Annotated in this window: 19 protein-coding genes; 13 read left to right on the top strand and 6 right to left on the bottom strand. The window is 59.7% G+C overall.

Annotated elements, in window-relative coordinates:
* Position 1: 1 nt before the first annotated feature.
* The 4 genes from ACWKWE_RS09290 (at position 2) to lpxC (ending at position 4,424) form a co-directional block, all read left to right on the top strand.
* Positions 2–871 carry a cell division protein FtsQ/DivIB gene (locus tag ACWKWE_RS09290; protein ID WP_166596485.1) on the top strand — a complete coding sequence of 290 codons (870 nt, stop codon included), beginning with the start codon at positions 2–4 and terminating at the stop codon, positions 869–871.
* Between the two features lie 15 nt (positions 872–886).
* Positions 887–2,146, top strand: a complete 1,260-nt coding sequence (gene ftsA / locus ACWKWE_RS09285) for a cell division protein FtsA (RefSeq protein ID WP_166596486.1) — start codon at positions 887–889, stop codon at positions 2,144–2,146.
* A gap of 63 nt (positions 2,147–2,209) precedes the next feature.
* A complete protein-coding gene (gene ftsZ, locus ACWKWE_RS09280) occupies positions 2,210–3,400 on the top strand; it encodes a cell division protein FtsZ (protein WP_062384185.1) in 1,191 nt (396 codons plus the stop codon).
* 112 nt (positions 3,401–3,512) lie between these two features.
* Positions 3,513–4,424: a UDP-3-O-acyl-N-acetylglucosamine deacetylase gene (gene lpxC, locus ACWKWE_RS09275; RefSeq protein ID WP_483850333.1), complete on the top strand. Its 912-nt coding sequence runs from the start codon at positions 3,513–3,515 to the stop codon at positions 4,422–4,424.
* Positions 4,425–4,514: 90 nt separating this feature from the next.
* On the opposite strand, the gene ACWKWE_RS09270 is transcribed toward lpxC, so the two are convergent.
* Complete coding sequence (locus tag ACWKWE_RS09270) at positions 4,515–4,976, bottom strand: DUF721 domain-containing protein (RefSeq protein WP_166596488.1); 462 nt, start codon at positions 4,974–4,976, stop codon at positions 4,515–4,517.
* A gap of 318 nt (positions 4,977–5,294) precedes the next feature.
* On the opposite strand from ACWKWE_RS09270, the gene secA reads away from it, so the two are divergent.
* The 3 genes from secA to ACWKWE_RS09255 all read left to right on the top strand — a co-directional run bounded on the left by secA (position 5,295) and on the right by ACWKWE_RS09255 (position 10,555).
* Complete coding sequence (gene secA, locus ACWKWE_RS09265) at positions 5,295–8,045, top strand: preprotein translocase subunit SecA (protein ID WP_341962323.1); 2,751 nt, start codon at positions 5,295–5,297, stop codon at positions 8,043–8,045.
* A 134-nt stretch (positions 8,046–8,179) separates the two neighbouring features.
* Positions 8,180–9,397: a bifunctional glutamate N-acetyltransferase/amino-acid acetyltransferase ArgJ gene (gene argJ, locus ACWKWE_RS09260; RefSeq protein ID WP_483850332.1), complete on the top strand. Its 1,218-nt coding sequence runs from the start codon at positions 8,180–8,182 to the stop codon at positions 9,395–9,397.
* Between the two features lie 213 nt (positions 9,398–9,610).
* Positions 9,611–10,555 carry a Nudix family hydrolase gene (locus ACWKWE_RS09255; RefSeq protein WP_483850331.1) on the top strand — a complete coding sequence of 315 codons (945 nt, stop codon included), beginning with the start codon at positions 9,611–9,613 and terminating at the stop codon, positions 10,553–10,555.
* A 155-nt stretch (positions 10,556–10,710) separates the two neighbouring features.
* Here ACWKWE_RS09255 and ACWKWE_RS09250 read toward each other — a convergent pair whose 3' ends face one another.
* The 3 genes from ACWKWE_RS09250 to ACWKWE_RS09240 form a co-directional block, all read right to left on the bottom strand.
* Positions 10,711–11,289 (bottom strand): cob(I)yrinic acid a,c-diamide adenosyltransferase, encoded by a 579-nt coding sequence (locus tag ACWKWE_RS09250; RefSeq protein WP_483850330.1) that lies wholly within the window; start codon positions 11,287–11,289, stop codon positions 10,711–10,713.
* A 4-nt stretch (positions 11,290–11,293) separates the two neighbouring features.
* Complete coding sequence (locus tag ACWKWE_RS09245; protein WP_166596493.1) at positions 11,294–13,342, bottom strand: sensor histidine kinase; 2,049 nt, start codon at positions 13,340–13,342, stop codon at positions 11,294–11,296.
* Positions 13,343–13,526: 184 nt separating this feature from the next.
* Complete coding sequence (locus tag ACWKWE_RS09240) at positions 13,527–14,438, bottom strand: putative 2-dehydropantoate 2-reductase (RefSeq protein ID WP_483850476.1); 912 nt, start codon at positions 14,436–14,438, stop codon at positions 13,527–13,529.
* 379 nt (positions 14,439–14,817) lie between these two features.
* Here ACWKWE_RS09240 and ACWKWE_RS09235 point away from each other — a divergent pair, with 379 nt between their 5' ends.
* A complete protein-coding gene (locus ACWKWE_RS09235; RefSeq protein WP_483850329.1) occupies positions 14,818–15,303 on the top strand; it encodes a YajQ family cyclic di-GMP-binding protein in 486 nt (161 codons plus the stop codon).
* A gap of 151 nt (positions 15,304–15,454) precedes the next feature.
* Positions 15,455–16,312 carry a mechanosensitive ion channel family protein gene (locus tag ACWKWE_RS09230; protein ID WP_483850475.1) on the top strand — a complete coding sequence of 286 codons (858 nt, stop codon included), beginning with the start codon at positions 15,455–15,457 and terminating at the stop codon, positions 16,310–16,312.
* Between the two features lie 231 nt (positions 16,313–16,543).
* Here ACWKWE_RS09230 and ACWKWE_RS09225 read toward each other — a convergent pair whose 3' ends face one another.
* Together ACWKWE_RS09225 and ACWKWE_RS09220 are read right to left on the bottom strand one after the other, a co-directional pair.
* Positions 16,544–18,103 (bottom strand): AmpG family muropeptide MFS transporter, encoded by a 1,560-nt coding sequence (locus ACWKWE_RS09225; RefSeq protein ID WP_483850328.1) that lies wholly within the window; start codon positions 18,101–18,103, stop codon positions 16,544–16,546.
* Positions 18,104–18,145: 42 nt separating this feature from the next.
* Positions 18,146–18,475, bottom strand: coding sequence for an MGMT family protein (locus ACWKWE_RS09220; protein ID WP_166596594.1), 330 nt, complete (start codon positions 18,473–18,475; stop codon positions 18,146–18,148).
* Positions 18,476–18,674: 199 nt separating this feature from the next.
* On the opposite strand from ACWKWE_RS09220, the gene ACWKWE_RS09215 reads away from it, so the two are divergent.
* The 4 genes from ACWKWE_RS09215 to ACWKWE_RS09200 all read left to right on the top strand — a co-directional run bounded on the left by ACWKWE_RS09215 (position 18,675) and on the right by ACWKWE_RS09200 (position 21,814).
* Positions 18,675–19,682 carry a DUF481 domain-containing protein gene (locus tag ACWKWE_RS09215; protein ID WP_483850327.1) on the top strand — a complete coding sequence of 336 codons (1,008 nt, stop codon included), beginning with the start codon at positions 18,675–18,677 and terminating at the stop codon, positions 19,680–19,682.
* 290 nt (positions 19,683–19,972) lie between these two features.
* Positions 19,973–20,704: a HugZ family pyridoxamine 5'-phosphate oxidase gene (locus tag ACWKWE_RS09210; protein WP_483850326.1), complete on the top strand. Its 732-nt coding sequence runs from the start codon at positions 19,973–19,975 to the stop codon at positions 20,702–20,704.
* A 65-nt stretch (positions 20,705–20,769) separates the two neighbouring features.
* Complete coding sequence (locus ACWKWE_RS09205) at positions 20,770–21,267, top strand: FxsA family protein (protein ID WP_166596499.1); 498 nt, start codon at positions 20,770–20,772, stop codon at positions 21,265–21,267.
* Positions 21,268–21,520: 253 nt separating this feature from the next.
* The gene (locus ACWKWE_RS09200) at positions 21,521–21,814 is read left to right on the top strand and encodes a co-chaperone GroES (RefSeq protein WP_133749662.1); all 294 of its coding nucleotides are present in this window, start codon (positions 21,521–21,523) and stop codon (positions 21,812–21,814) included.
* Positions 21,815–21,848 lie beyond the last annotated feature (34 nt).

The following is a 21,848-nucleotide window of genomic DNA, read 5'->3' as shown; positions in this document are numbered from 1 at the left end:
CATGCTCGGCGCAACGGTACGTCATCAGCAATCCACTCCTGGCCGCAAGCCGGTGCCGCGCGGTGCCAGCCGGATGGTGGCCAAGGAGCCTCTGTCGGCGCGCATGCCGAAGCCGAATTTCGGTTTTCTGCGCGGCCTGATGTGGCCCGTCCTGCTGGTGGTGCTGGGTTTCGGCACTTACGAAGCAGCGCAGCGTCTATTGCCGTACGCCGACCGGCCGATCTCGCGGATCAACGTTCAGGGCGACCTGAGCTACATCAGCCAGCAAGCCGTTCAGCAGCGCATCGCGCCTTACGTGGCCACCAGTTTCTTCAACATCGACCTGGCCGGGATGCGTACCGAGCTGGAACAGATGCCCTGGATCGCTCACGCCGAAGTGCGTCGTGTGTGGCCGGATCAGGTGGTGATTCGCCTGGAAGAACAATTGCCGGTTGCGCGCTGGGGCGATTCGGCCCTGCTGAACAACCAGGGCCAGGCGTTCACCCCGCGTGAGCTGGCCAACTACGAACACCTTCCGCAGTTGTTCGGGCCTCAACGGGCTCAACAGCAGGTGATGCAGCAGTACCAGGTGCTGAGCCAGATGTTGCGCCCGCTGGGCTTCTCCATCGCTCGCCTGGAATTGCGCGAACGAGGCAGTTGGTTCCTGACCACCGGCGCAGGCAATGCAGGTCCCGGCCTGGAACTGCTGCTGGGACGAGGCAACCTGGTTGAGAAGATGCGTCGCTTTATCGCCATCTACGAAAAAACGCTGAAAGAACAGATCACGAACATTGCGCGAGTAGACCTGCGTTACAACAACGGCCTGGCCGTTGGGTGGCGTGAGCAGGCGCCAGCGCCAACGACGGACAAACCCGCCGTCGCGAAGAATTGATAAGAGGCAGGACCCATGGCAAACGTGCAAAGCGGCAAAATGATCGTCGGATTGGATATCGGCACCTCCAAGGTGGTGGCGCTGGTAGGCGAAGTCGCGGCTGATGGCACGCTGGAAATCGTCGGTATCGGCACCCACCCTTCACGCGGCCTTAAGAAGGGCGTGGTGGTGAACATCGAGTCGACCGTGCAGTCGATTCAGCGCGCAGTGGAGGAAGCGCAGCTGATGGCGGGTTGCCGCATTCACTCGGCGTTCGTCGGTGTCGCGGGCAACCACATTCGCAGCCTGAATTCCCACGGCATCGTGGCGATTCGCGACCGCGAAGTGAGTTCGGCTGACCTGGAGCGCGTCCTTGACGCCGCTCAGGCGGTGGCGATCCCGGCGGACCAGCGCGTCCTGCACACCCTGCCGCAGGATTACGTGATCGATAACCAGGAAGGCGTTCGTGAGCCGCTGGGCATGTCGGGCGTACGTCTGGAAGCCAAGGTGCACGTCGTGACCTGCGCCGTGAACGCCGCTCAGAACATTGAGAAGTGCGTGCGTCGCTGCGGTCTCGAAGTCGACGACATCATCCTTGAGCAGTTGGCCTCGGCGTACTCGGTGCTGACCGACGACGAGAAAGAGCTGGGCGTGTGCCTGGTCGACATCGGCGGCGGCACCACTGACATCGCAATCTTCACCGAAGGCGCGATCCGTCACACCGCCGTGATCCCGATTGCGGGCGATCAAGTCACCAATGACATCGCCATGGCCCTGCGCACCCCGACGCAGTACGCCGAAGAGATCAAGATCCGTTACGCCTGCGCCCTGGCCAAACTGGCCGGCGCCGGTGAAACCATCAAAGTGCCGAGCGTGGGCGACCGTCCACCTCGCGAACTGTCCCGTCAGGCGCTGGCCGAAGTGGTCGAGCCTCGCTACGACGAGCTGTTCACCCTGATTCAGGCCGAACTGCGCCGCAGTGGCTACGAAGACCTGATTCCGGCCGGCATCGTGCTGACCGGCGGTACCTCGAAAATGGAAGGCGCGGTCGAACTGGCCGAGGAAATCTTCCACATGCCGGTGCGCCTCGGCGTGCCGCACAGCATCAAGGGTCTGGCGGACGTCGTTCGCAACCCGATTTACTCCACCGGTGTTGGCTTGCTGCTGTACGGACTGCAAAAGCAGTCCGACGGGATCTCGCTGTCAGGCCTTTCCAATTCCGGTAGCAGTTATAGCGATGAACCTAAGGCACCCGTGTTTGAGCGTCTCAAGCGCTGGGTCCAGGGGAATTTCTAAGATTCAAAAAGTGGTAGGCAGGCAACAGGCGACATAAAACTAGAGAACTGAAGGAGAGGGAACATGTTCGAGCTCGTAGACAACATCCCACAAAGCCCGGTAATTAAAGTTATCGGCGTTGGTGGCGGCGGCGGCAACGCGGTCAATCACATGGTCAAGAGCAACATCGAAGGCGTCGAGTTCATCTGCGCCAACACCGATGCTCAAGCACTGAAGAACATTGGCGCACGTACCATTCTGCAACTGGGTACCGGTGTGACCAAGGGCCTGGGTGCAGGTGCCAATCCTGAAGTCGGTCGTCAGGCGGCACTGGAAGATCGTGAGCGCATTGCGGAAGTTCTGCAGGGCACCAACATGGTCTTCATCACCACCGGCATGGGTGGCGGTACCGGTACCGGTGCAGCCCCGATCATCGCCGAAGTGGCCAAGGAAATGGGCATCCTGACCGTTGCGGTCGTGACCCGTCCGTTCCCGTTCGAAGGCCGCAAGCGCATGCAGATCGCCGATGAAGGCATACGCGCGCTGTCCGAAAGCGTCGACTCGTTGATCACCATTCCCAACGAGAAGCTGCTGACCATCCTGGGTAAAGACGCCAGCCTCTTGTCGGCTTTCGCCAAGGCAGACGATGTACTGGCCGGTGCCGTTCGCGGTATCTCCGACATCATCAAGCGTCCAGGCATGATCAACGTCGATTTCGCCGACGTACGCACCGTGATGTCCGAGATGGGCATGGCGATGATGGGCACCGGCGCTGCCAGCGGTCCGAACCGTGCACGTGAAGCCACCGAAGCAGCCATTCGCAACCCGCTGCTCGAAGACGTGAACCTACAGGGTGCCCGCGGCATTCTGGTCAACATCACCGCCGGTCCTGACCTGTCTCTGGGTGAGTACTCCGACGTGGGTAGCATCATCGAAGCGTTCGCCTCCGAGCACGCCATGGTCAAGGTCGGTACCGTTATCGATCCGGACATGCGCGACGAGCTGCACGTGACCGTGGTTGCCACTGGCCTGGGTGCAAAAATCGAGAAGCCTGTGAAGGTCATCGACAACACCATGCAGACCGCTCAAGCCGCACCTGTGCAGCAACAAGCCGTCCGCCAGGAGCAGCCTTCGGTGAATTACCGCGATCTGGACCGTCCTACCGTGATGCGCAATCAGGCTCACGCGGGCGCCACCGCTGCGGCAAAAATGAATCCGCAAGACGATCTGGATTACCTGGACATTCCAGCGTTCCTGCGTCGTCAGGCTGATTGATGAGTTCTATCAGGGGTATAAGGGTGATTGGTGTTCAGCAAAGGCGAGGTCTGCTATCATCGCCAGCCTTTGTTGATACTAATTCGCGATATGCGCTGAAGCGGCCAATGCCATGATTAAACAACGCACCCTGAAGAATATTATCCGTGCCACAGGTATCGGCCTGCACTCGGGGGAAAAGGTTTACCTGACCCTCAAACCTGCACCTGTGAACGCTGGCATTGTGTTTTTCCGTACCGACCTCGAGCCGGTTGTCCAGATCAACGCACACGCGCTGAATGTGGGCGACACCACGCTTTCCACAACGCTGTTCAATGGCGACGTGAAGGTCGATACGGTCGAGCACTTGCTGTCGGCCATGGCCGGCCTCGGCATCGATAACGCCTACGTTGAACTCTCTGCCTCCGAAGTTCCAATCATGGACGGCAGCGCAGGTCCCTTCGTATTCCTGATCCAGTCAGCTGGCCTGGAAGAACAGGACGCACCGAAGAAATTCATACGCATTCTGAAAGAAGTCTGCGTAGAGGAAGACGGCAAATCCGCCAAGTTCGTGCCGTTCGAAGGTTTCAAGGTGAGCTTCGAAATCGATTTCGATCACCCGTACCTGAAGAACCGGACACAGACGGCGAGCGTCGACTTTTCCAGCACTTCGTTCGTAAAAGAAGTGAGCCGTGCGCGTACTTTCGGTTTCATGAAAGACATCGAGTACCTGCGCAAACACAACCTTGCGCTGGGCGGGAGCGTTGAAAACGCGATCGTCGTGGACAAGGACGGCGTGTTGAACGAAGACGGCCTGCGGTATGAGGACGAGTTCGTCAAACACAAGATCCTGGATGCCATCGGTGACCTGTATCTGCTGGGCAACAGTTTGATCGGCGAGTACCAGGGCTTCAAATCTGGCCACGGTCTGAACAATCGTCTGCTGCGTGCGTTGATCGCGCAGGAAGACGCGTGGGAAGTGGTGACCTTTGCTGATGCCAGTACCGCACCGATCTCGTACATGCGCCCTGTAGCGGCGGTGTAACAGTCTCTTCTTCTCAGTTTTAATATTTAAGGCCACCTGATCAGGTGGCCTTTTTTTATGGCTTTTTGGGGACCGTCAGGTCCGGGGCGATTAAACCGAATCCTTAGGCCGGGCATGCGCCGCCAATCGTTCGAGCGCCGCTTTCAGTTTCGGATCGCTGATTCCCTCAGCCGTTTCATTGATCGCATCTGCGGCGGCCACCGACAAATCCCGTGAAGGCCCGACCGGTGCCCGATGGATCGTCGCGGGCTGCACTTTCAACTGCAATCGCGTGAGGTTGGCGAATTCCTTGAAGACCACCAATTGCCGTTGCAGCCGCTTCTGTTGATACCGCAACCGCGTCGCCCAGTGACCGTCCGTGACCACCAGCAGCAATGTCCCTTCTCGCCACGACGCCACGTGGCAATGCTCGCGCGCAGCGGGTTGCAACTGGCTTTCCAGCAAACGCTGCAAATGGGCCAATCGCTGGGCATGATTAAAAATGGCTTTGAGCGGTCTGGCTTCGCGCAAAAGCACAGCCGGAGCGCGAGCCTGCAAGGGACGAAAGGCCATGAAAGTCGCCTGTGGTTACAAGTCCGTGATGTTATCAGAAAGCAGTCGCAGGCCCTGTAAGTGCCGATCACACCCTTATTCTATTGGCCGATTCGTGAAGAAACATTAATCAAACTTCTGCCCGGCACGGGTTGAAGTCCGAAGAAATGCCCCTATTGTACTTCTGCCCCGTAACATTGCTGTGCCAGCATCGTGGAATAACGCCACTTTCCTCACCACCATTTCCGGGTAGAATGCTCGTTCGCATGCGGCCATGAGGGCTGCACGGGCGACTCACGGGGCCGCCCTCCATCCCTATGTGTGGAAGATCCTGTCGATATGTTTGCACCTTTGTTAAAAAAACTTTTCGGAAGCAAAAACGAGCGCGAAGTGAAGCGCCTGCTCAAGACGGTCCAGTCCGTTAACAGCTTCGAAGAGCAAATGGTGGCCCTTTCGGACGAGCAACTGCGCGCCAAGACCGAAGAATTCAAGGCCCGCTTCGCCAAAGGTGAGACCCTCGATAAGCTCCTGCCTGAAGCCTTTGCGGTCTGCCGCGAAGCCGGTAAACGCGTCATGGGGATGCGTCACTTCGACGTTCAATTGCTCGGCGGCATGACGCTGCACGAAGGCATGATCGCCGAGATGCGTACCGGTGAAGGTAAAACCCTGGTGGCGACACTGGCGGTGTACCTCAATGCGCTGTCCAGCAAGGGCGTGCACGTTGTCACCGTCAACGACTACCTGGCCCGTCGGGACGCCAACTGGATGCGTCCGTTGTACGAATTCCTCGGTCTGACCGTAGGTGTCGTGACGCCTTTCCAGCCGCCTGAAGAGAAGCGTGCTGCGTATGGTTCCGACATCACCTACGGCACCAACAACGAATTCGGCTTCGACTACCTGCGCGACAACATGGCGTTCAGCCTGGAAGACAAATTCCAGCGCGAGCTGAATTTCGCCGTGATCGACGAAGTGGACTCGATCCTCATCGACGAAGCCCGTACCCCGCTGATCATCTCCGGCCAGGCCGAAGACAGCTCCAAGCTCTACACCGAAATCAACAAGCTGATCCCTAAACTCGAACAACACATCGAGGAAGTGGAAGGCGTGGTGACCAAGCAGGGCCACTACACCATCGACGAGAAATCCCGTCAGGTGGAGTTGAACGAGTCCGGTCACCAGTTCATCGAAGAAATGCTCACCGAAGTCGGCCTGCTGGCTGAAGGCGAGAGCCTGTACTCGGCGCACAACCTGGGCCTGCTGACCCACGTTTACGCCGGTCTGCGTGCGCACAAACTGTTCCATCGCAACGTCGAATACATCGTTCAGGACGGCGGCATTCTGCTGGTCGATGAACACACCGGTCGTACCATGCCGGGTCGTCGTCTGTCGGAAGGTCTGCACCAGGCCATCGAAGCCAAAGAGCACCTGAACATTCAGGCCGAAAGCCAGACCCTGGCCTCGACCACGTTCCAGAACTACTTCCGTCTGTACAACAAACTGTCCGGCATGACCGGTACAGCCGACACCGAAGCGTTCGAATTCCACCAGATCTACGCCCTGGCCGTGATGGTCATTCCGCCGAACAAGCCGTTGGCGCGTAAAGACTTCAACGACCTGGTGTACCTGACCGCCGAGGAGAAATACCAGGCGATCATCACCGACATCAAGGCCTGTCTGGCCGAACAGCGTCCGGTGCTGGTAGGTACAGCGACCATCGAAACTTCTGAGCACATGTCCAACCTGCTCAAGAAAGAAGGCATCGATCACAAGGTCCTGAACGCCAAGTTCCACGAAAAAGAAGCAGAAATCATCGCGCAGGCCGGTCGTCCGGGGGCCCTGACCATCGCCACCAACATGGCCGGCCGTGGTACCGACATCCTGTTGGGCGGTAACTGGGAAGTTGAAGTCGCCAGCCTGGAAGACCCGACCCCTGAGCAAGTCGCGCAGATCAAGGCCGACTGGCAGAAGCGCCATCAACAAGTGATTCAGGCGGGCGGTCTGCACGTGATCGCGTCCGAGCGTCACGAGTCCCGCCGTATCGACAACCAGCTGCGCGGTCGCGCCGGTCGTCAGGGCGACACCGGTTCGAGCCGTTTCTACCTGTCGCTGGAAGACAGCCTGATGCGCATCTTCGCCTCTGACCGGGTGAAGAACTTCATGAAGGCGCTGGGCATGCAGTCCGGCGAGGCGATCGAGCACCGCATGGTGACCAACGCCATCGAGAAAGCACAACGCAAGGTCGAAGGCCGCAACTTCGACATTCGTAAGCAACTGCTTGAATTCGACGACGTTTCCAACGAACAGCGGAAAGTGATCTACCACATGCGCAACAGCCTGCTGGCTGCGGTGAACATTGGTGACACCATTGCCGAGTTCCGCGAAGAAGTCCTCGACGCCACCATCAGCGCGCACATTCCGCCGCAATCCCTGCCAGAGCAGTGGGACGTCGCCGGTCTGGAAGCCGCGCTGAACAGCGATTTCGGCGTGAAACTGCCGATTCAGCAGTGGCTGGACGAAGACGATCACCTGCACGAAGAAAACCTGCGTCCGAAACTGCTGGAAGCCATCATGTCGGCTTACACCGAGAAGGAAGACCAGGCGAGCGCCGAAGCCCTGCGCACCTTCGAGAAGCAGATTCTGCTGCGCGTACTGGACGACCTGTGGAAAGACCACCTGTCGACCATGGATCACCTGCGTCACGGTATCCACCTGCGCGGCTACGCTCAGAAGAACCCGAAACAGGAGTACAAGCGCGAGTCCTTCACCCTGTTCCAGGAACTGCTGGATTCGATCAAGCGCGACACCATTCGTGTGCTGTCTCACGTCCAGGTTCGCCGCGAAGACCCGGCCGAGGAAGAGGCGCGCCTGCGTCGCGAAGCCGAAGAACTGGCCCAGCGCATGCAATTCCAGCACGCCGAAGCACCGGGTCTGGATCAGCCAATCGCACTGGTGGGCGAAGAGGGTGACGACGTTGCTGTCGCCGCTGCCGCGCTGTCGCCGGTTCGCAATGATCAGAAACTCGGTCGCAACGAGCTGTGCTGGTGCGGTTCAGGCAAGAAGTTCAAGCATTGCCACGGCCAGATTAACTAAGTAACGGCCTGGCTGTAGCTTTCACGTAATACCACGCCGCGACCGGCTCAGCCGTCGCGGCGTTTTTCAATCGATTGCGCCGCGCCGGAACACCGGGGGCGGCATGACTACTTTTTTTTCAAGGAGCGCATTTCATGGCTGTTGGTCTTGGTCCTCTGCCGACGCTGCACCCGGTGCCCGGTTTCGAACTGGGCATTTCCTCTGCCGGCATCAAGCGCCCGGGGCGCAAAGACATCGTGGTCATGCGCTGCGCCGAAGGCTCCAGCGTGGCAGGCGTCTTCACCCTGAACGCGTTTTGCGCCGCGCCGGTGATCCTGTCCAAACAACGTGTGGGCGGCGCCGTGCGCTACCTGCTGACCAACACCGGCAACGCCAACGCGGGCACCGGTGAGCCGGGTCTGCGCGCTTCGGAACGCACCACCGCCAAGCTGGCCGAGATCACAGGCGTCGATGCCAGTGCTGTGCTGCCGTTCTCGACCGGCGTGATCGGCGAGCCGCTGCCTGTTGAGAAAATCGAAGGCGCACTGCAAGCCGCGCTGGACGACCTGTCTGTGGATAACTGGGCGGCTGCGGCCACCGGCATCATGACCACCGACACCCTGCCAAAAGGCGCCAGCCGCCAGTTCCAGATCGACGGCGTGACCGTCACCGTGACCGGCATCAGCAAGGGCGCGGGCATGATTCGTCCGAACATGGCGACGATGCTGGGCTACATCGCCACCGACGCCAAAGTGTCGCAAAGCGTGCTGCAGGACCTGGTCCGTGACGGCGCGAACAAGTCGTTCAACCGCATCACCATCGACGGCGACACCTCGACTAACGACTGCTGCATGCTGATCGCCACCGGTCAGGCCAACCTGCCCGAAGTCACCGAAGCCAAAGGCCCGCTGTTCGACGCGTTGAAAAAAGCCGTGTTCGAAGTCTGCATGGACGTCGCTCAGGCCATCGTGCGTGACGGTGAAGGCGCGACCAAGTTCGTGACCGTCGAAGTCAACGGCGGCGGCAACCAACAAGAGTGCCTGGACGTCGGCTATACCGTCGCCCACTCGCCGCTGATCAAGACCGCGCTGTTCGCTTCCGACCCGAACTGGGGCCGCATCCTGGCCGCCGTGGGCCGTGCGGGTGTGCCGAATCTGGACGTGAGCAAGATTGACGTGTTCCTCAGCGGCGTGTGCATCGCCAGCCAGGGCGCTCGTGCCACGACCTACACCGAAGAGCAAGGCTCGGCGGTGATGGCCGAGGAGGAAATCACCATCCGCATCGAGCTGGGCCGTGGTGATTGCAGCGAAACCATCTGGACCACCGACCTGTCCCACGAATACGTGAAGATCAACGCGGAATACCGCACCTGATTGAGAGAATCGCGTCGTACGCAGTTTTTCTGTACGACGCTGTTCTCAGTCTGTGGGAGCGAATTCATTCGCGAATGATGTATCAGGCGCCAGAGATGTATCGGTTGTTAAGTCGTTTCGCGAATGAATTCGCTCCCACAGTGATTCGTGTGCGTATTTGGCAGAAGTGCCCGGCTCACGTCCGCACCGTCAGGTTTTAGAGGAAGCTTTAACGTGAAACGCATCCATGTAGCCGCCGCGGTCATTCGCGGCACCGACGGCAAGATTCTCATTGCCCGGCGCGCTGACAAGCAGCACCAGGGCGGCTTGTGGGAGTTTCCCGGTGGCAAGGTCGAGCCTGACGAAACCGTCGAAGCGGCTTTGTCTCGTGAGTTGAAAGAAGAACTAGGCATCGTGGTCGCCAAGGCGCGGCCACTGATCAAGATCAAACACGACTACCCGGACAAACAGGTGTTGCTGGACGTCTGGGAAGTCTCGTCGTTCACGGGCGAGCCCCACGGCGCCGAAGGCCAGCCATTGGCCTGGGTGTCGAATCGGGAGCTGGCCAGTTACGAATTCCCTGCCGCGAATCAGCCGATCGTCGCTGCCGCCCGGTTGCCAGGCGAATACCTGATCACGCCGGACGCACTGGAAACGCCCCAACTGCTGAAAGGCATGCAAAAGGCGATTGCAGACGGCATCAAGCTGATTCAACTGCGCGCTCCGAACGGTTACGACCCCAAATACCGCGATGTCGCGGTGGACGCGGTCGGGCTGTGCGCGGGCAAGGCGCAATTGATGCTCAAAGGCCCGCTGGAGTGGCTGGGCGACTTTCCCGCCGCAGGTTGGCATCTGACCAGCGAACAACTGCGTAAATACGCCAGCAAGGGCCGCCCGTTCCCGGAAGAGCGCTGGTTGGCGGCGTCGTGCCACAACGCTGAAGAGCTGTCCCTGGCCGAACAGATGGGCGTGGATTTCGTCACCCTGTCGCCCGTGCAGCCCACGCAAACCCACCCCGACGCCCAGCCTTTGGGTTGGGAACAGGCGCGGGCCTTGATTGAGGGGTTCAGCAAACCGGTTTATCTGCTGGGTGGTGTCGGTCCGGCAGAGCGTCAACAGGCGTGGGAACACGGTGCGCAGGGTGTGGCAGGGATTCGGGCATTCTGGCCTACAGTCTGAACACAATCCCCTGTAGGAGCGTGGCTTGTCCCGCGATCTGCCGGGAACCGGCAGCCATTCGGTAAATGCGGTGCGTCAAATGAATCAAATTGGCAGTGTTTGCGGCGGGTTCCCCGCCGATCGCGGGACAAGCCACGCTCCTACGGATTCTGTGATCACTCCGGTTTCTTCGCCGCCTGCCACAAAATCTCTGCCACCCCCTGACGTTTCGCAATGATCCGCGCCGCGACGAAGAGTAAATCCGACAACCGATTGATGTACGCCAATCCCACCCCGGCCAGCGGTTCGACAGCGTTCAAGTGCTGACAACGGCGCTCGGCACTGCGGGCCAGGCTTCTGCACACATGGGCCTGAGCGATCAACGCGGACCCACCCGGCAGAATGAAATTTTCCAGCGGCCCCACTTCCTCGTTCCACTGATCGATCGCTGTTTCCAGCCGCTCGACCTCCGCCGCATTCAAGGCTTGGTATTCCGGCATCGCCAGCTCGCCCCCAAGGTCAAACAAACGGTGCTGACACGGCGCCAATACGTCGACGATGCCCTGCATCTCAGGTACCGCAGGGACCACACCTTCAAGGCCCGCCAGCAACAGGCCGAGTTGGCTGTTCAGCGTGTCAACCTCGCCAATGGCCTCGATGCGCGGGTGATCCTTTGGCACCCGACGGCCGTCACCCAGGCCGGTTTCGCCCTTGTCGCCGGTGCGTGTGTAAATCTTCGACAAGCGAAATCCCATGGTCTTACTCCCGGTCGTTCTGACCAATGATCTGTGGGGCGGGCACGTTCATCGGGTTGCCCACCAGCGGCAGGCGCAGCGTGAAACAGGTGCCCTGGCCGAGGGTGGAGTGCACCTCCATCTGGCCCTTGTGATTGTTGGTGATGATGAAGTACGACACCGAGAGGCCCAGCCCTGTGCCCTGGCCGACTTCCTTCGTGGTGAAGAACGGCTCGAAGATACGCTTGCGCACACTCTCCGGCATGCCGACGCCATTGTCTTCCACCTGAATCTCTGCCCATGGCGGATTCAGACGAGTGCGCAAAATGATGCGGCCGGGCTCGGTTTCGTGTTCACGCTGATGGATGGCCTGCGCGGCGTTCTTCAGCAGATTAAGCAGCACCTGTTCCAGCTCGTTGGCAGTGCCCGGAACGGGGCCGAGGTTGGGGTCGAACTGACGCAGAATGTTCTGGCCCTTGAAGTCGAAACCGATGGTCAGGTCGAAGTCGTTGCTGGCGATTTCCACGGCCTGATCGATCAGCGCGGGCAGGTCGCACGGCGCCATCTGCCGGTTGCTGCGACGGCTGAAACTGAGCATGTGGCTGACAATCTTCGCCGCCCGCGCGCCAGCCTGCTGGATGCCGTCGAGCAACTGCGGCACTTCCCGCGCGCCGAGGTACTGATTCACCGCCGACAGCTCGATGCCTTCCTGCTCGGCCTGCTCCAGGTTCTTCGGCAACTCCGGCGACAGTCGCCGACGAATGTTCTGCACGTTGTGCATGATCGCGCCGAGGGGGTTGTTGATCTCGTGGGCCATGCCCGCCGCCAGACCGCCCACCGAGAGCATTTTTTCTGACTGCACCATCATGTCTTCCAGCGACAGACGCTGGGTGATGTCGTCGATCCGGATCACCGCGCCACGCCCGGCCCCACCGGTCAGCGGGTAGAACGTCAGTGCGAAGTGCCGGGTGAGATCGCCTTTCACCCACGTGACGCGCTCGATCTTGGTCACGGTGTGGCGCTCGACGGTCTGTTTGATCTGCGGCAAAAACGCTTTCATTGGCGGGAACGCCAGAAAAATCGGCTGGTTGAGGGCCTCATCCAATGGCGTGCCGGAGAGGGCGCCCGCTTCCTGGTTCCACTGCGTGACGTAGAGCTGCTCGTCCAGGGCAATGAGCGCCGACGGCATGGAGTCGATAATGCTGTTCAGGTAATTCTGAAAACCGGTGAGTTTTTTCTCGATCTTGCTGCGAACCTGGACCTCCAGTTCCAGCTTGCGGTTGGTGTGGCGGGTTTCTTCGGCCAGCCCTTGCGCTTGATCGTAGGCTTCCTGAGAGTCATCGCGGGCGCGCTTGAGCTGCTGTTCCCGAGCCTCCATGCGCGACAGCATGGTGTTGAACGCTTCAGCCAGCGAGCCAATTTCATCCTGATTGCCGGGCCCGGCGCGCAAGGCGTAGTTCTCTTCGCGGGTCACGCGGCGCGAAAGCTCTTCGAGTTGATAGATCGGTTCGGTGATGAAACGGCGAATCTGCCGCGCCACGCCCGCCCACAGCAAAATACTGAAGATCAAAATCCCGAGACTGGCCGTCAAGGTGCCGGTGTAGAACGCAGTCGGCAGCTCACTGCTCGCCACCAGCAGCAAATGACCCGGCGACTGGCCCTGTTTGGGGATCGGGATCACCTGTGTGTTGCGAAACTCGGTGATGCGCCAGCTTTCAAGGTTGCGGTAGTGGTCAGGTAGACGCAGTTTGTCGCCCTGTTGCACTTGCGAGAGGCGGGTGCCCGAGCTGTCGTACACCGCTGCAGCGCGCAACGGGCCGTAGTTTTTCAGCTCCTTGAGCAACGCCTGGGCGTTGTAGGGCGAGGAGAGCGCCTGTTCCGACAGGCTGGGGTTGCTGATCAATCGGCCAATCGTCTGAAGGGCCTGGGGTGCCATCGCCTCTTGAGAGATGTAATAGGCCGCGCTGATGAACGTCAGGTTGGCGACCAGCAGAACGGTGGTCAGCAAGACCAGCAGGGCCGCCAGGAGCTTCTGGCCGACCGGCAGGTTTTCGAGGCGCTGGCGCAATGGCATGGGGCAGGGTCACTGACAGATGAGGAACAGGCAGGTTAGCGCTGTTCAGGGCAGGAGCAAACCCGCAGCGCAAACTATGGACGAACCTGTGGGAGCGAATTCATTCGCGGAGGGGAGGTTCAGGCGATACCTCTCAGGTGCCTGACAGATTTTCGCGAATGAATTCGCTCCTACAGATGGGGGCTCACTCGCCCGGCAGACCTCTGGACGCCAAATGCCGTACCAGTCGCTGGCGAAGGGCGTTCAACCGGGGAGCGTCTATGCCGTGCTGCATCGCAGCGTTGCACGCGTATCCCAGCAAATAACTGATCTCAGTCCGCCGACCCTGCGCGACATCCTGATACATCGACGAATAATTGGCCGCGGTGGCGGTAATCACGCGATTCACTTCGTCATGCAGTCCCACAGCCGCTTGCGACTGACCGCAGCGCTGCAACACCGCGACCATCTCGTCGCACAGCCCCTTCACCTCGTTGGCGTGATGCTGCAACTCACCGTTCCGGCAGTCATACAAAACGGTCAACGGATTGATGGCGCAATTGAGCGCCAACTTGCGCCACAGCCGCGGGAGGATATCCGGGGTCCATTCGCCCTGAATCCCGGCGTGCGCGAGCGTTGCCAGCCAGTCAGGCGCGTCACTTGAGCGACCATCGCCGAGCCAGTTGAAACCTTGCCCGGCGAATACCACGCTGAAGTCTTCATCACGAAAGGCACCTTCGGTGCTGGAGATGAAGATGCAGCGCGCATTCGGCAGCAGATCGGCCACTGCTTGCTGACTGCCCAGACCGTTTTGCAGCAAGAGCACTTCGGCGCCAGGCGCGAGTCGGGCGGCAATACTGGCCACTGCGCGTTTGGCGTCGTAGGCCTTGCACGCCACCAACAGACGGTGGATGGGCTCCGGGTCGCTCAGTGTTTGCGCAGGCACCTCGAACCGCTGGCGCTGGCCGTGTTCGCTCAGTGTCAGGCCACCTTTGGCGTGATAGGCCTCCAGACGCGCTGCATCCCGAAGGATCACGCGCACCGGCTGGCCAGCGCGAAACAGTCGGGTTGCCCACAGGCTGCCGAGGCTGCCTGCGCCGAGGATGTGCCAGGGGATCGAATTCACAGCACTCTCACTGGGCATAAGCGAACGCTTGGGGTGAACGTTGAACGGAACCCTGTGGGCGCGAATTCATTCGCGATGCGGGTGTACAGCCGATGCATGTTGGTCGTCTGTGCCCTCTTTCGCGAATGAATTCACTCCCACAGGAAGATATTGTCGGGTCTGGAAAGGCGTGGCGCACTTGGGATGAGCGTCCCTTGAAGACCCTCCACATCACAGGACGAGCAATGTCGAAGGGGGAAAAACCAAAACGACATCGCAAGCTCGCATGAAGGTGGGAAAAGTCTCGTTATAATGACCGGGCTTTCATACCGTCAAGTCAGGCGTGCTCCTTCAACATGTCGAGCCGCGCCGTATCAATTGGAGAATCTACATGCCCTCGTTCGACGTAGTGTCCGAACTGGATAAGCACGAAGTCACGAATGCCGTCGATGGCGCGATCAAGGAATTGGATCGTCGTTTCGACCTCAAAGGCAAAGGCAGTTTCGAGTTCAAGGAAAAGGAACTCACCGTGAACCTGACCGCCGAGGCCGAGTTTCAACTGGAGGCGATGATCCAGATCCTCAAACTGTCCCTCGTCAAGCGCAAGATCGACGTGCAGTGCCTGGAAGTGAAGGATGCCTACGCGTCTGGCAAGCTGATGAAACAGGAAGCCACCCTCAAGGAAGGCATCGACAAAGAGTTGGCGAAGAAAATCGTCGCTCACATCAAGGACGCCAAACTCAAGGTGCAAGCCTCCATTCAGGGCGAGCAGGTGCGTGTGACCGGCAAGAAACGTGACGATCTGCAGGAAGCCATTGCGGCCCTGCGCGGTCACGAATTCGGCATGCCGCTGCAATTCAACAACTTCCGCGACTGATCCTTCCTCAGCTCCGGCTGTGCATTTTACGGCCGCGCAGGAACCTGAAAGGTTTGTGCGCGTCCGAATGCAGGTCACGTGAGGCGACGCCGCCCGAAAGTGCCGTCGCCTCAGTCTTTCGTTTCATGCCCACAAGGAGCAATCAATGGATCTGGATTTGAACGGCCAGGTGGATCATCTGGTCAAGGCTTCCCAAGCCTGGATTCCCATGGTCATGCAGTACGGCAGCCGTGTGCTGCTGGCCGTCGTCGTGTTGCTGGTGGGGTGGTGGCTGATCAACAGGCTCACCTCCAAGGTCGGCGCGCTGCTGGCGCTGCGTCATGTGGACCTGGCGTTGCAGGGCTTCATCAGCAGCCTGGGCAACATCATTCTGAAGGTCCTGCTGATCGTCAGCGTCGCCTCGATGATCGGGGTCGAAACCACCTCGTTCGTGGCCGCTATTGGTGCCGCTGGTCTGGCCATCGGCCTGGCGCTACAGGGCAGCCTGGCGAATTTCGCAGGCGGGGTGCTGATCCTGCTGTTCCGTCCGTTCCGTATCGGCGACTGGATCGAAGCGCAGGGTGTCGCGGGTACTGTGGACAGCATTCAAATCTTCCACACGATCATTCGCACCGGCGATAACAAGACGGTGATCCTGCCTAACGGCAACCTGTCCAACGGCATCATCACCAACACCAACCGTCAGCCGACCCGCAAGATCACTTTCGACGTGGGCATCGACTACGAAGCCGACCTCAAGCAGGCGCTGGGTGTGTTGATGGAAATGGCCGACGACCCTCGCGTGTTGCATGATCCGGCCCCCCAAGCTGTCGTCGCCGCATTGGGTGACAGCTCGATCACGGTGTCGCTGCGGGTCTGGACCAAGACCGGCGACTTCGGTGAAGTGTCCAACCGCTTCAACGCCGAAATCCGCGATCGCCTGCGTGCGGCCAACATCGACATCCCGTTCCCGCAGCGGGTGATTCGTGTGGTGCAAGACCAGCAGCAGGAAGCGACCGTTCAGCGTTGATACCCAGCGCTGAAAGACAAAAGCCCCGACGCGTGAGCGATCGGGGCTTTTTGGTGTCTGTCATGCGCGCTGGGCATGGGATTGGGGGGTACAAACGTGTGGGAGCGAGTTCATTCGCGATGCGGCTGTACAGCCGATGCATTTTTGTCATCTGTGCCCTCTTTCGCGAATGAATTCGCTCCCACAGGGCCCAAGGTGCTAGCTACAACCGGGGGCATCTTTCGGCGCGGCCTATGGCCTTTCGGGCGCTGGCACTTCGGTAGGCTTGTCTTCTTCCGCCGACTTTTCCTTGCGCAGCTCCTGCGCCCAATGCAGGGCAATCATGAACAGGGTCGGGACGCCCATCACCGCGGTGGCGAGGAAGAAATTGTGATAGCCCAGCTTCTCGACCATCACCCCGGAATAGCCGCCAATCAAACGCGGCAACAGCAGCATGATCGAGCTGAGCAGGGCGTATTGGGTGGCCGAGAACTTGAGGTTGGTCAGGCTCGACAGGTACGCCACGAACGCCGACGTCGCCAGTCCCGAGCTGAAGTTGTCCAGCGAGATCGTGACGATCAGCATCTTCAGGTTCGGCCCCATGTCGGCCAGCATCAGGAACAGCAGGTTGGTCGCCGCTGACGTTGCACCGCCGATGAACAGGATTGGCAAGATGCCGAAGCGCACGATGGCCAGACCGCCAAACGCCGCGCCCACCAGCGTCATCACCAGACCGAAAATCTTGCTGACGCTGGCAATCTGGTCCTTGGTGAAGCCTTGGTCGATGTAGAACACGTTGGCCATGACGCCCATCACCGTGTCGGACATGCGATAGGTGGCGATCAGGCCAAGTAGCAGGAACGCCTGCCAGCGATAACGCAGGATGAAGTCGTTGATCGGCGTGAGCACCGGCGCCAGGCCGCGACGGCCCATCGACGACAGGCACGCGACAGTGAGCAAGGTGTAGAGGATGGCGCGCAGGAACGCGCGGTCTTCCATCAACAGGCTCTTCCACGTGGCGTCCTTGAACAGCACGCTGGCGAAATCGGTGTTGTACAGCTGGGTGAACATCGCCGGGACGGACACCAGGAGGATGATCAGCACGAACACTGAGGCCAGTTGATGCGCAAAGCCGTAGCGAGCCGCTGACAGCTGCGTGCGCAGCGGAACGGCGGGTTCGCGCATGATCAGCGAGGTGATGAGCGCAGGCAGCATCAGCAGGCCAAACAGCACATAGGTGCCGGTCCAGGCCGAATGTTTGTACGCAAAGCCGGTGGAGCCGAAACCCTCCGCGAAATACAGCGCACCCGCAGTCGCCAGCAGAGCAGCGACGCGATAGCCCGCCATGTAACTGGCGGCCAGCGTGGCTTGCTGGCTTTCGGAGGCGATCTCGAGACGATAGGCGTCAATGGCGATGTCTTGGGTCGCGGACGAAAACGCCACGAGCACAGCAATCGCGATCAGCCAGGAGAGATGCTGCTGCGGGTCACAGAAACCCATGCCGATCAGGCCCAGGGTCACCAGCGTCTGAGAGAGCACCAGCCAGGAGCGTCGGCGGCCCAGTTTGCCCAGTAACGGCAGGCGCCATTGATCGAGCAGCGGCGACCACACCCATTTAAAGGCATACGCCAGGCCAATCAGGCTCGCGTAGCCAATGGTTTCGCGGGCGACACCGGCTTCACGCAGCCAGACCGAGAGGGTGGAGAACACCAGCATGTAGGGCATGCCCGCTGCGAAGCCGAGCAACAACAGCACGAATGTCGAGGGACTGGCATAGACGGCGAGCGCGGCGCGCCAGGTTTTGCGGGGCATGGGCTGGAATCTGCCTCAGTTTACGTAAACAAAGCGCGCACTCTAACCGTTGTGCTCTGTCGGACGCCAGCCATGACGCTCCATATCCACACGATTGTTACGGATGGTCACGCCTTCCGCCCGCAAACGCGCCCGCTGCTCTTCGCCGGACACCGTTCCCGCCATCAAACTGAGCTTTCCGCCTGCGCCGACAACGCGATGCCAGGGCAGGGTGCTGCCGTCTGGTAGCTGGCTCAAGGTTCGCCCCACGAAACGTGCCGCTCGTCCTAAACCCGCCAGATCGCCCAATTGGCCGTAACTCACGACCTTGCCTTCCGGTACTTGATGCAAGGTGAGGTAGAGCGCCGTCCGCCGGGCCTCTAAAGAAGTCATGCCGGTGGGGTCTGCCGAGAGGGAGGTGTGTTCGTTCACGTATTCGTTCCTGTTTAAAGGACCAGTGGGAATTTTCGTAAAGGAACTCAGGAAATTTCCTACGGTCAGTGATACCTGTGCCGGCGGTCCACGGATTGCCTCGATGTTGTCCCGAGGGATAATGCCCGATTTCCCGCCAACCAGAGCCCAGTCGTTGCTTATGTTGTCCAGAACCCTGTTGTGCCTAGCCATTACCAGCGCTTCCACCCCTTTGCTCGCCGATACCGTCTGGTTGAAGAACGGTGACAAGCTGACCGGGACCATCAAGGTCTTCGACGGCGGGAAGCTGCTGCTCAATACCAAATATGCAGGCGATATTCCGCTGGACTGGAAAGAAGTCAAGACGCTGGAAAGCGATCAGCATCTGCTGGTGAAGCAGGACGCGTATACCGGCGAGATTTCGAAGTCGCTGCATGCCGCCGACGATGGCAAGGTCACGTTGGCCAACGGCGATGCGCCGAAGACCGTGGACCTCGCGAGCATCCAGCAGATCATGAAGCCCAAGCCTGTGGTGACGGATCTGGTGTGGAAGGGCAACATTGATGCGGCCCTCGACTTCCAGCGCGCGGACAAGGACACCGACGACTACAACATCGACTTCAAGACCACCGCGAGTCATGGCCGCTGGCGTCATAACGCCAAAGGCGAGTACAACCGCGAAACCCAGGACGAACTCACCACGACCAACAACTGGAGCGCCGAGTACTCCCTCGACCGCTTTATTACGGACAAGTGGTTCTGGGACGGTCGTGTGACTTACAAACACGACGGCATCGAGGATTTGCGCAGTCAGCGCACAGTGGGTACGGGTCCGGGTTACCAGTTCTGGGATGACGAACTGGGTGCGTTCAAGGTCGGCACCCTGCTTAACCGCACGGATTACGAATATTCAAACGGCGAGAAAGACAATTTCTACTCGATCTCCGGCACGTGGGATTACAACCGCTTCCTGATCGGCAAGAAAGTCGAGTTCTTCACCAACGGCGAAGTCGGCAAACCCATCAGTGGCGTCGCGGACTACAGCCTCGATACCGAAGTGGGCCTGCGCTACAAGGTCACCGAGTGGGCGTCGCTCAACGTCAAGGCCGAGAAGAACATCATCAGCGGCTCCGACGATGGCGACCTGGACAAGACCCGGTATACCGCCGGTTTCGGTGTGGCCTGGTAACGGTTTCTATATATACCTGACAGGCTCCGTGTATCGGGGTGCGAACCCTGTAGGAGCGAATTCATTCGCGAAAGAGTGTGCAGGCGATGCAAATGTGTCGGCTGGGCCGCCGTCTCGCGAATGAATTCGCTCCTACAGGTCCTGAGCGCTCCTGAAAAAAATTACGCAAAACCCCCGCAAAATCGTCACGTCTCCTCAATCTGGCACCCTTCAGCGATAACGATTATCGTGTGGCTCATCCGCTGCGCATCCTTGCGCGCCCTCTGTGTTTTGATTTCAGGAGCCCCACCATGAGCACCAAAGCCAACCGGCAAGCCCGAGCATTGTTGCTGAAGGAATATCGCGGCGTGCTCTCGACACATTCCAAGTCGATGCCCGGTTACCCGTTTGGCTCCGTGGTGCCGTACTGCTTGGACGACCAGGGTCGCCCGCTGATCCTGATCAGTCGCATCGCTCAGCACACCCACAACCTGCAACTCGATCCCAAGTGCTCGATGATCGTGGGCGAGCGCGAAGCCGAAGACGTGCAGTCCGTGGGCCGCGTGACAGTCATGGCCGAAGGGCAGAAACTCACCGACGAAGCCGCCATCGACGCCGCCGCCCAGCGCTATTACCGCTATTTTCCCGAGTCGGAAAGCTACCACCGCGCCCACGATTTCGATTTCTGGGTGCTGAACCCTGTGCGCTATCGCTACATCGGCGGCTTTGGCGCGATTCACTGGCTGGACGATGTGGCGCTGGCCAACCCGTTCGCGGGCTCGGCGGAAACCGGCATGGTCGAGCACATGAACGATGACCACACCAAGGCCATCGCCCATTACGTCGAGCTGGCCGGGTTGCCCCAAACCGAACCGGCTGTTCTGGTGGGCATCGACAGCGAAGGCATGCACCTGCGCATCGGGCAGGGCCTCTACTGGCTGGCCTTTGCCGAGCCTTGTAATACGCCGACACAAGTCCGCCAAGCCTTGGTTCAGTTGGCTCACGCTGAAAAATGGCCGACCGTTGAAGCCGTAGAAGCTTGAATTAACGACTTTGCGACTTCACCTAGTGTCTACTGGAAGCCTACTTCCGTTGAGGAAACTATTTGATGCGCGCTTTTCTACTGCTTTTATTGCTTTTTCCGGTGCTTGAGCTGTTCGTGCTGGTGAAAGTCGGGATGTCGATCGGCTTTTTGCCGACCTTCCTGCTGGTCGTTGCCGGGTCCATGCTCGGGATTTTCGTGGTACGGGTCGCGGGCTTCGCGACGGCCATGAGGGCTCGTGAAAGTCTGGCGCGGGGCGAATTGCCCGCGCAGCAGATGATGGACGGTCTGATGATGACGGTCGGCGGCGGCCTGCTGGTTCTGCCCGGTTTTATCAGTGACGTGCTGGGGCTGATCTGCCTGATGCCGTTTACCCGTCGGCTGCTGGTGAGCAAGGTGCGCCAGCGTGCCGAAGCGTCGGCCAGCCGTCAGCGTGCGTTCGCCGACGATTTGCGTTCAGCGGGTTCGACGCACCCGGGTGCTGGCCGTCCGGGCGCCCGACAACCTGAGGTGATCGAAGGAGAGGTCATCGAGGGCGAGTACGAGCCTGTCGACAAAAAGTGATTTCGTCCTCCATCGCCACGGCACCTTCGGGTGCCGTGTGCGTTTTCGTGACCGCGTTCCGCTTAAAAAATTTCTCGGGTGAGCCTTGTAATCAGCTTGCTCGCCCTTATGTATGGGTCACCGCAAGGTTTCTGGCGCATTTCGTCAGACCGTATTCTGCGGTTCGCCTGCGAACCGCAACCGGCAAGCCCGGATGCTTTAACCACCCGGTGCCAACATCGGGCGTTCAAAAACCATAATTAGGAGATCGACAATGAAGCTTCGTCCTCTGCATGACCGCGTCGTAATCCGTCGCAGCGAAGAAGAAACCAAGACTGCTGGCGGTATCGTTCTGCCGGGTTCGGCTGCCGAGAAACCAAACCGTGGCGAAATCATCGCCGTTGGTACCGGCCGCGTCCTGGACAATGGTGAAGTACGTGCGCTGGCCGTGAAAGTGGGTGACAAAGTGGTGTTCGGCCCTTACTCCGGCAGCAACACTGTGAAAGTAGACGGCGAAGACCTGCTGGTGATGAGCGAGAACGAAATTCTCGCGGTCGTCGAAGGCTGAGTTGATACCCCGCATTTCCCGTTACTACAAAGTA

Source organism: Pseudomonas salicis (genome assembly GCF_057128705.1).
The sequence above is the reverse complement of the archived record's forward strand: the minus strand, read 5'-3'. Positions and strand labels throughout refer to the sequence as shown.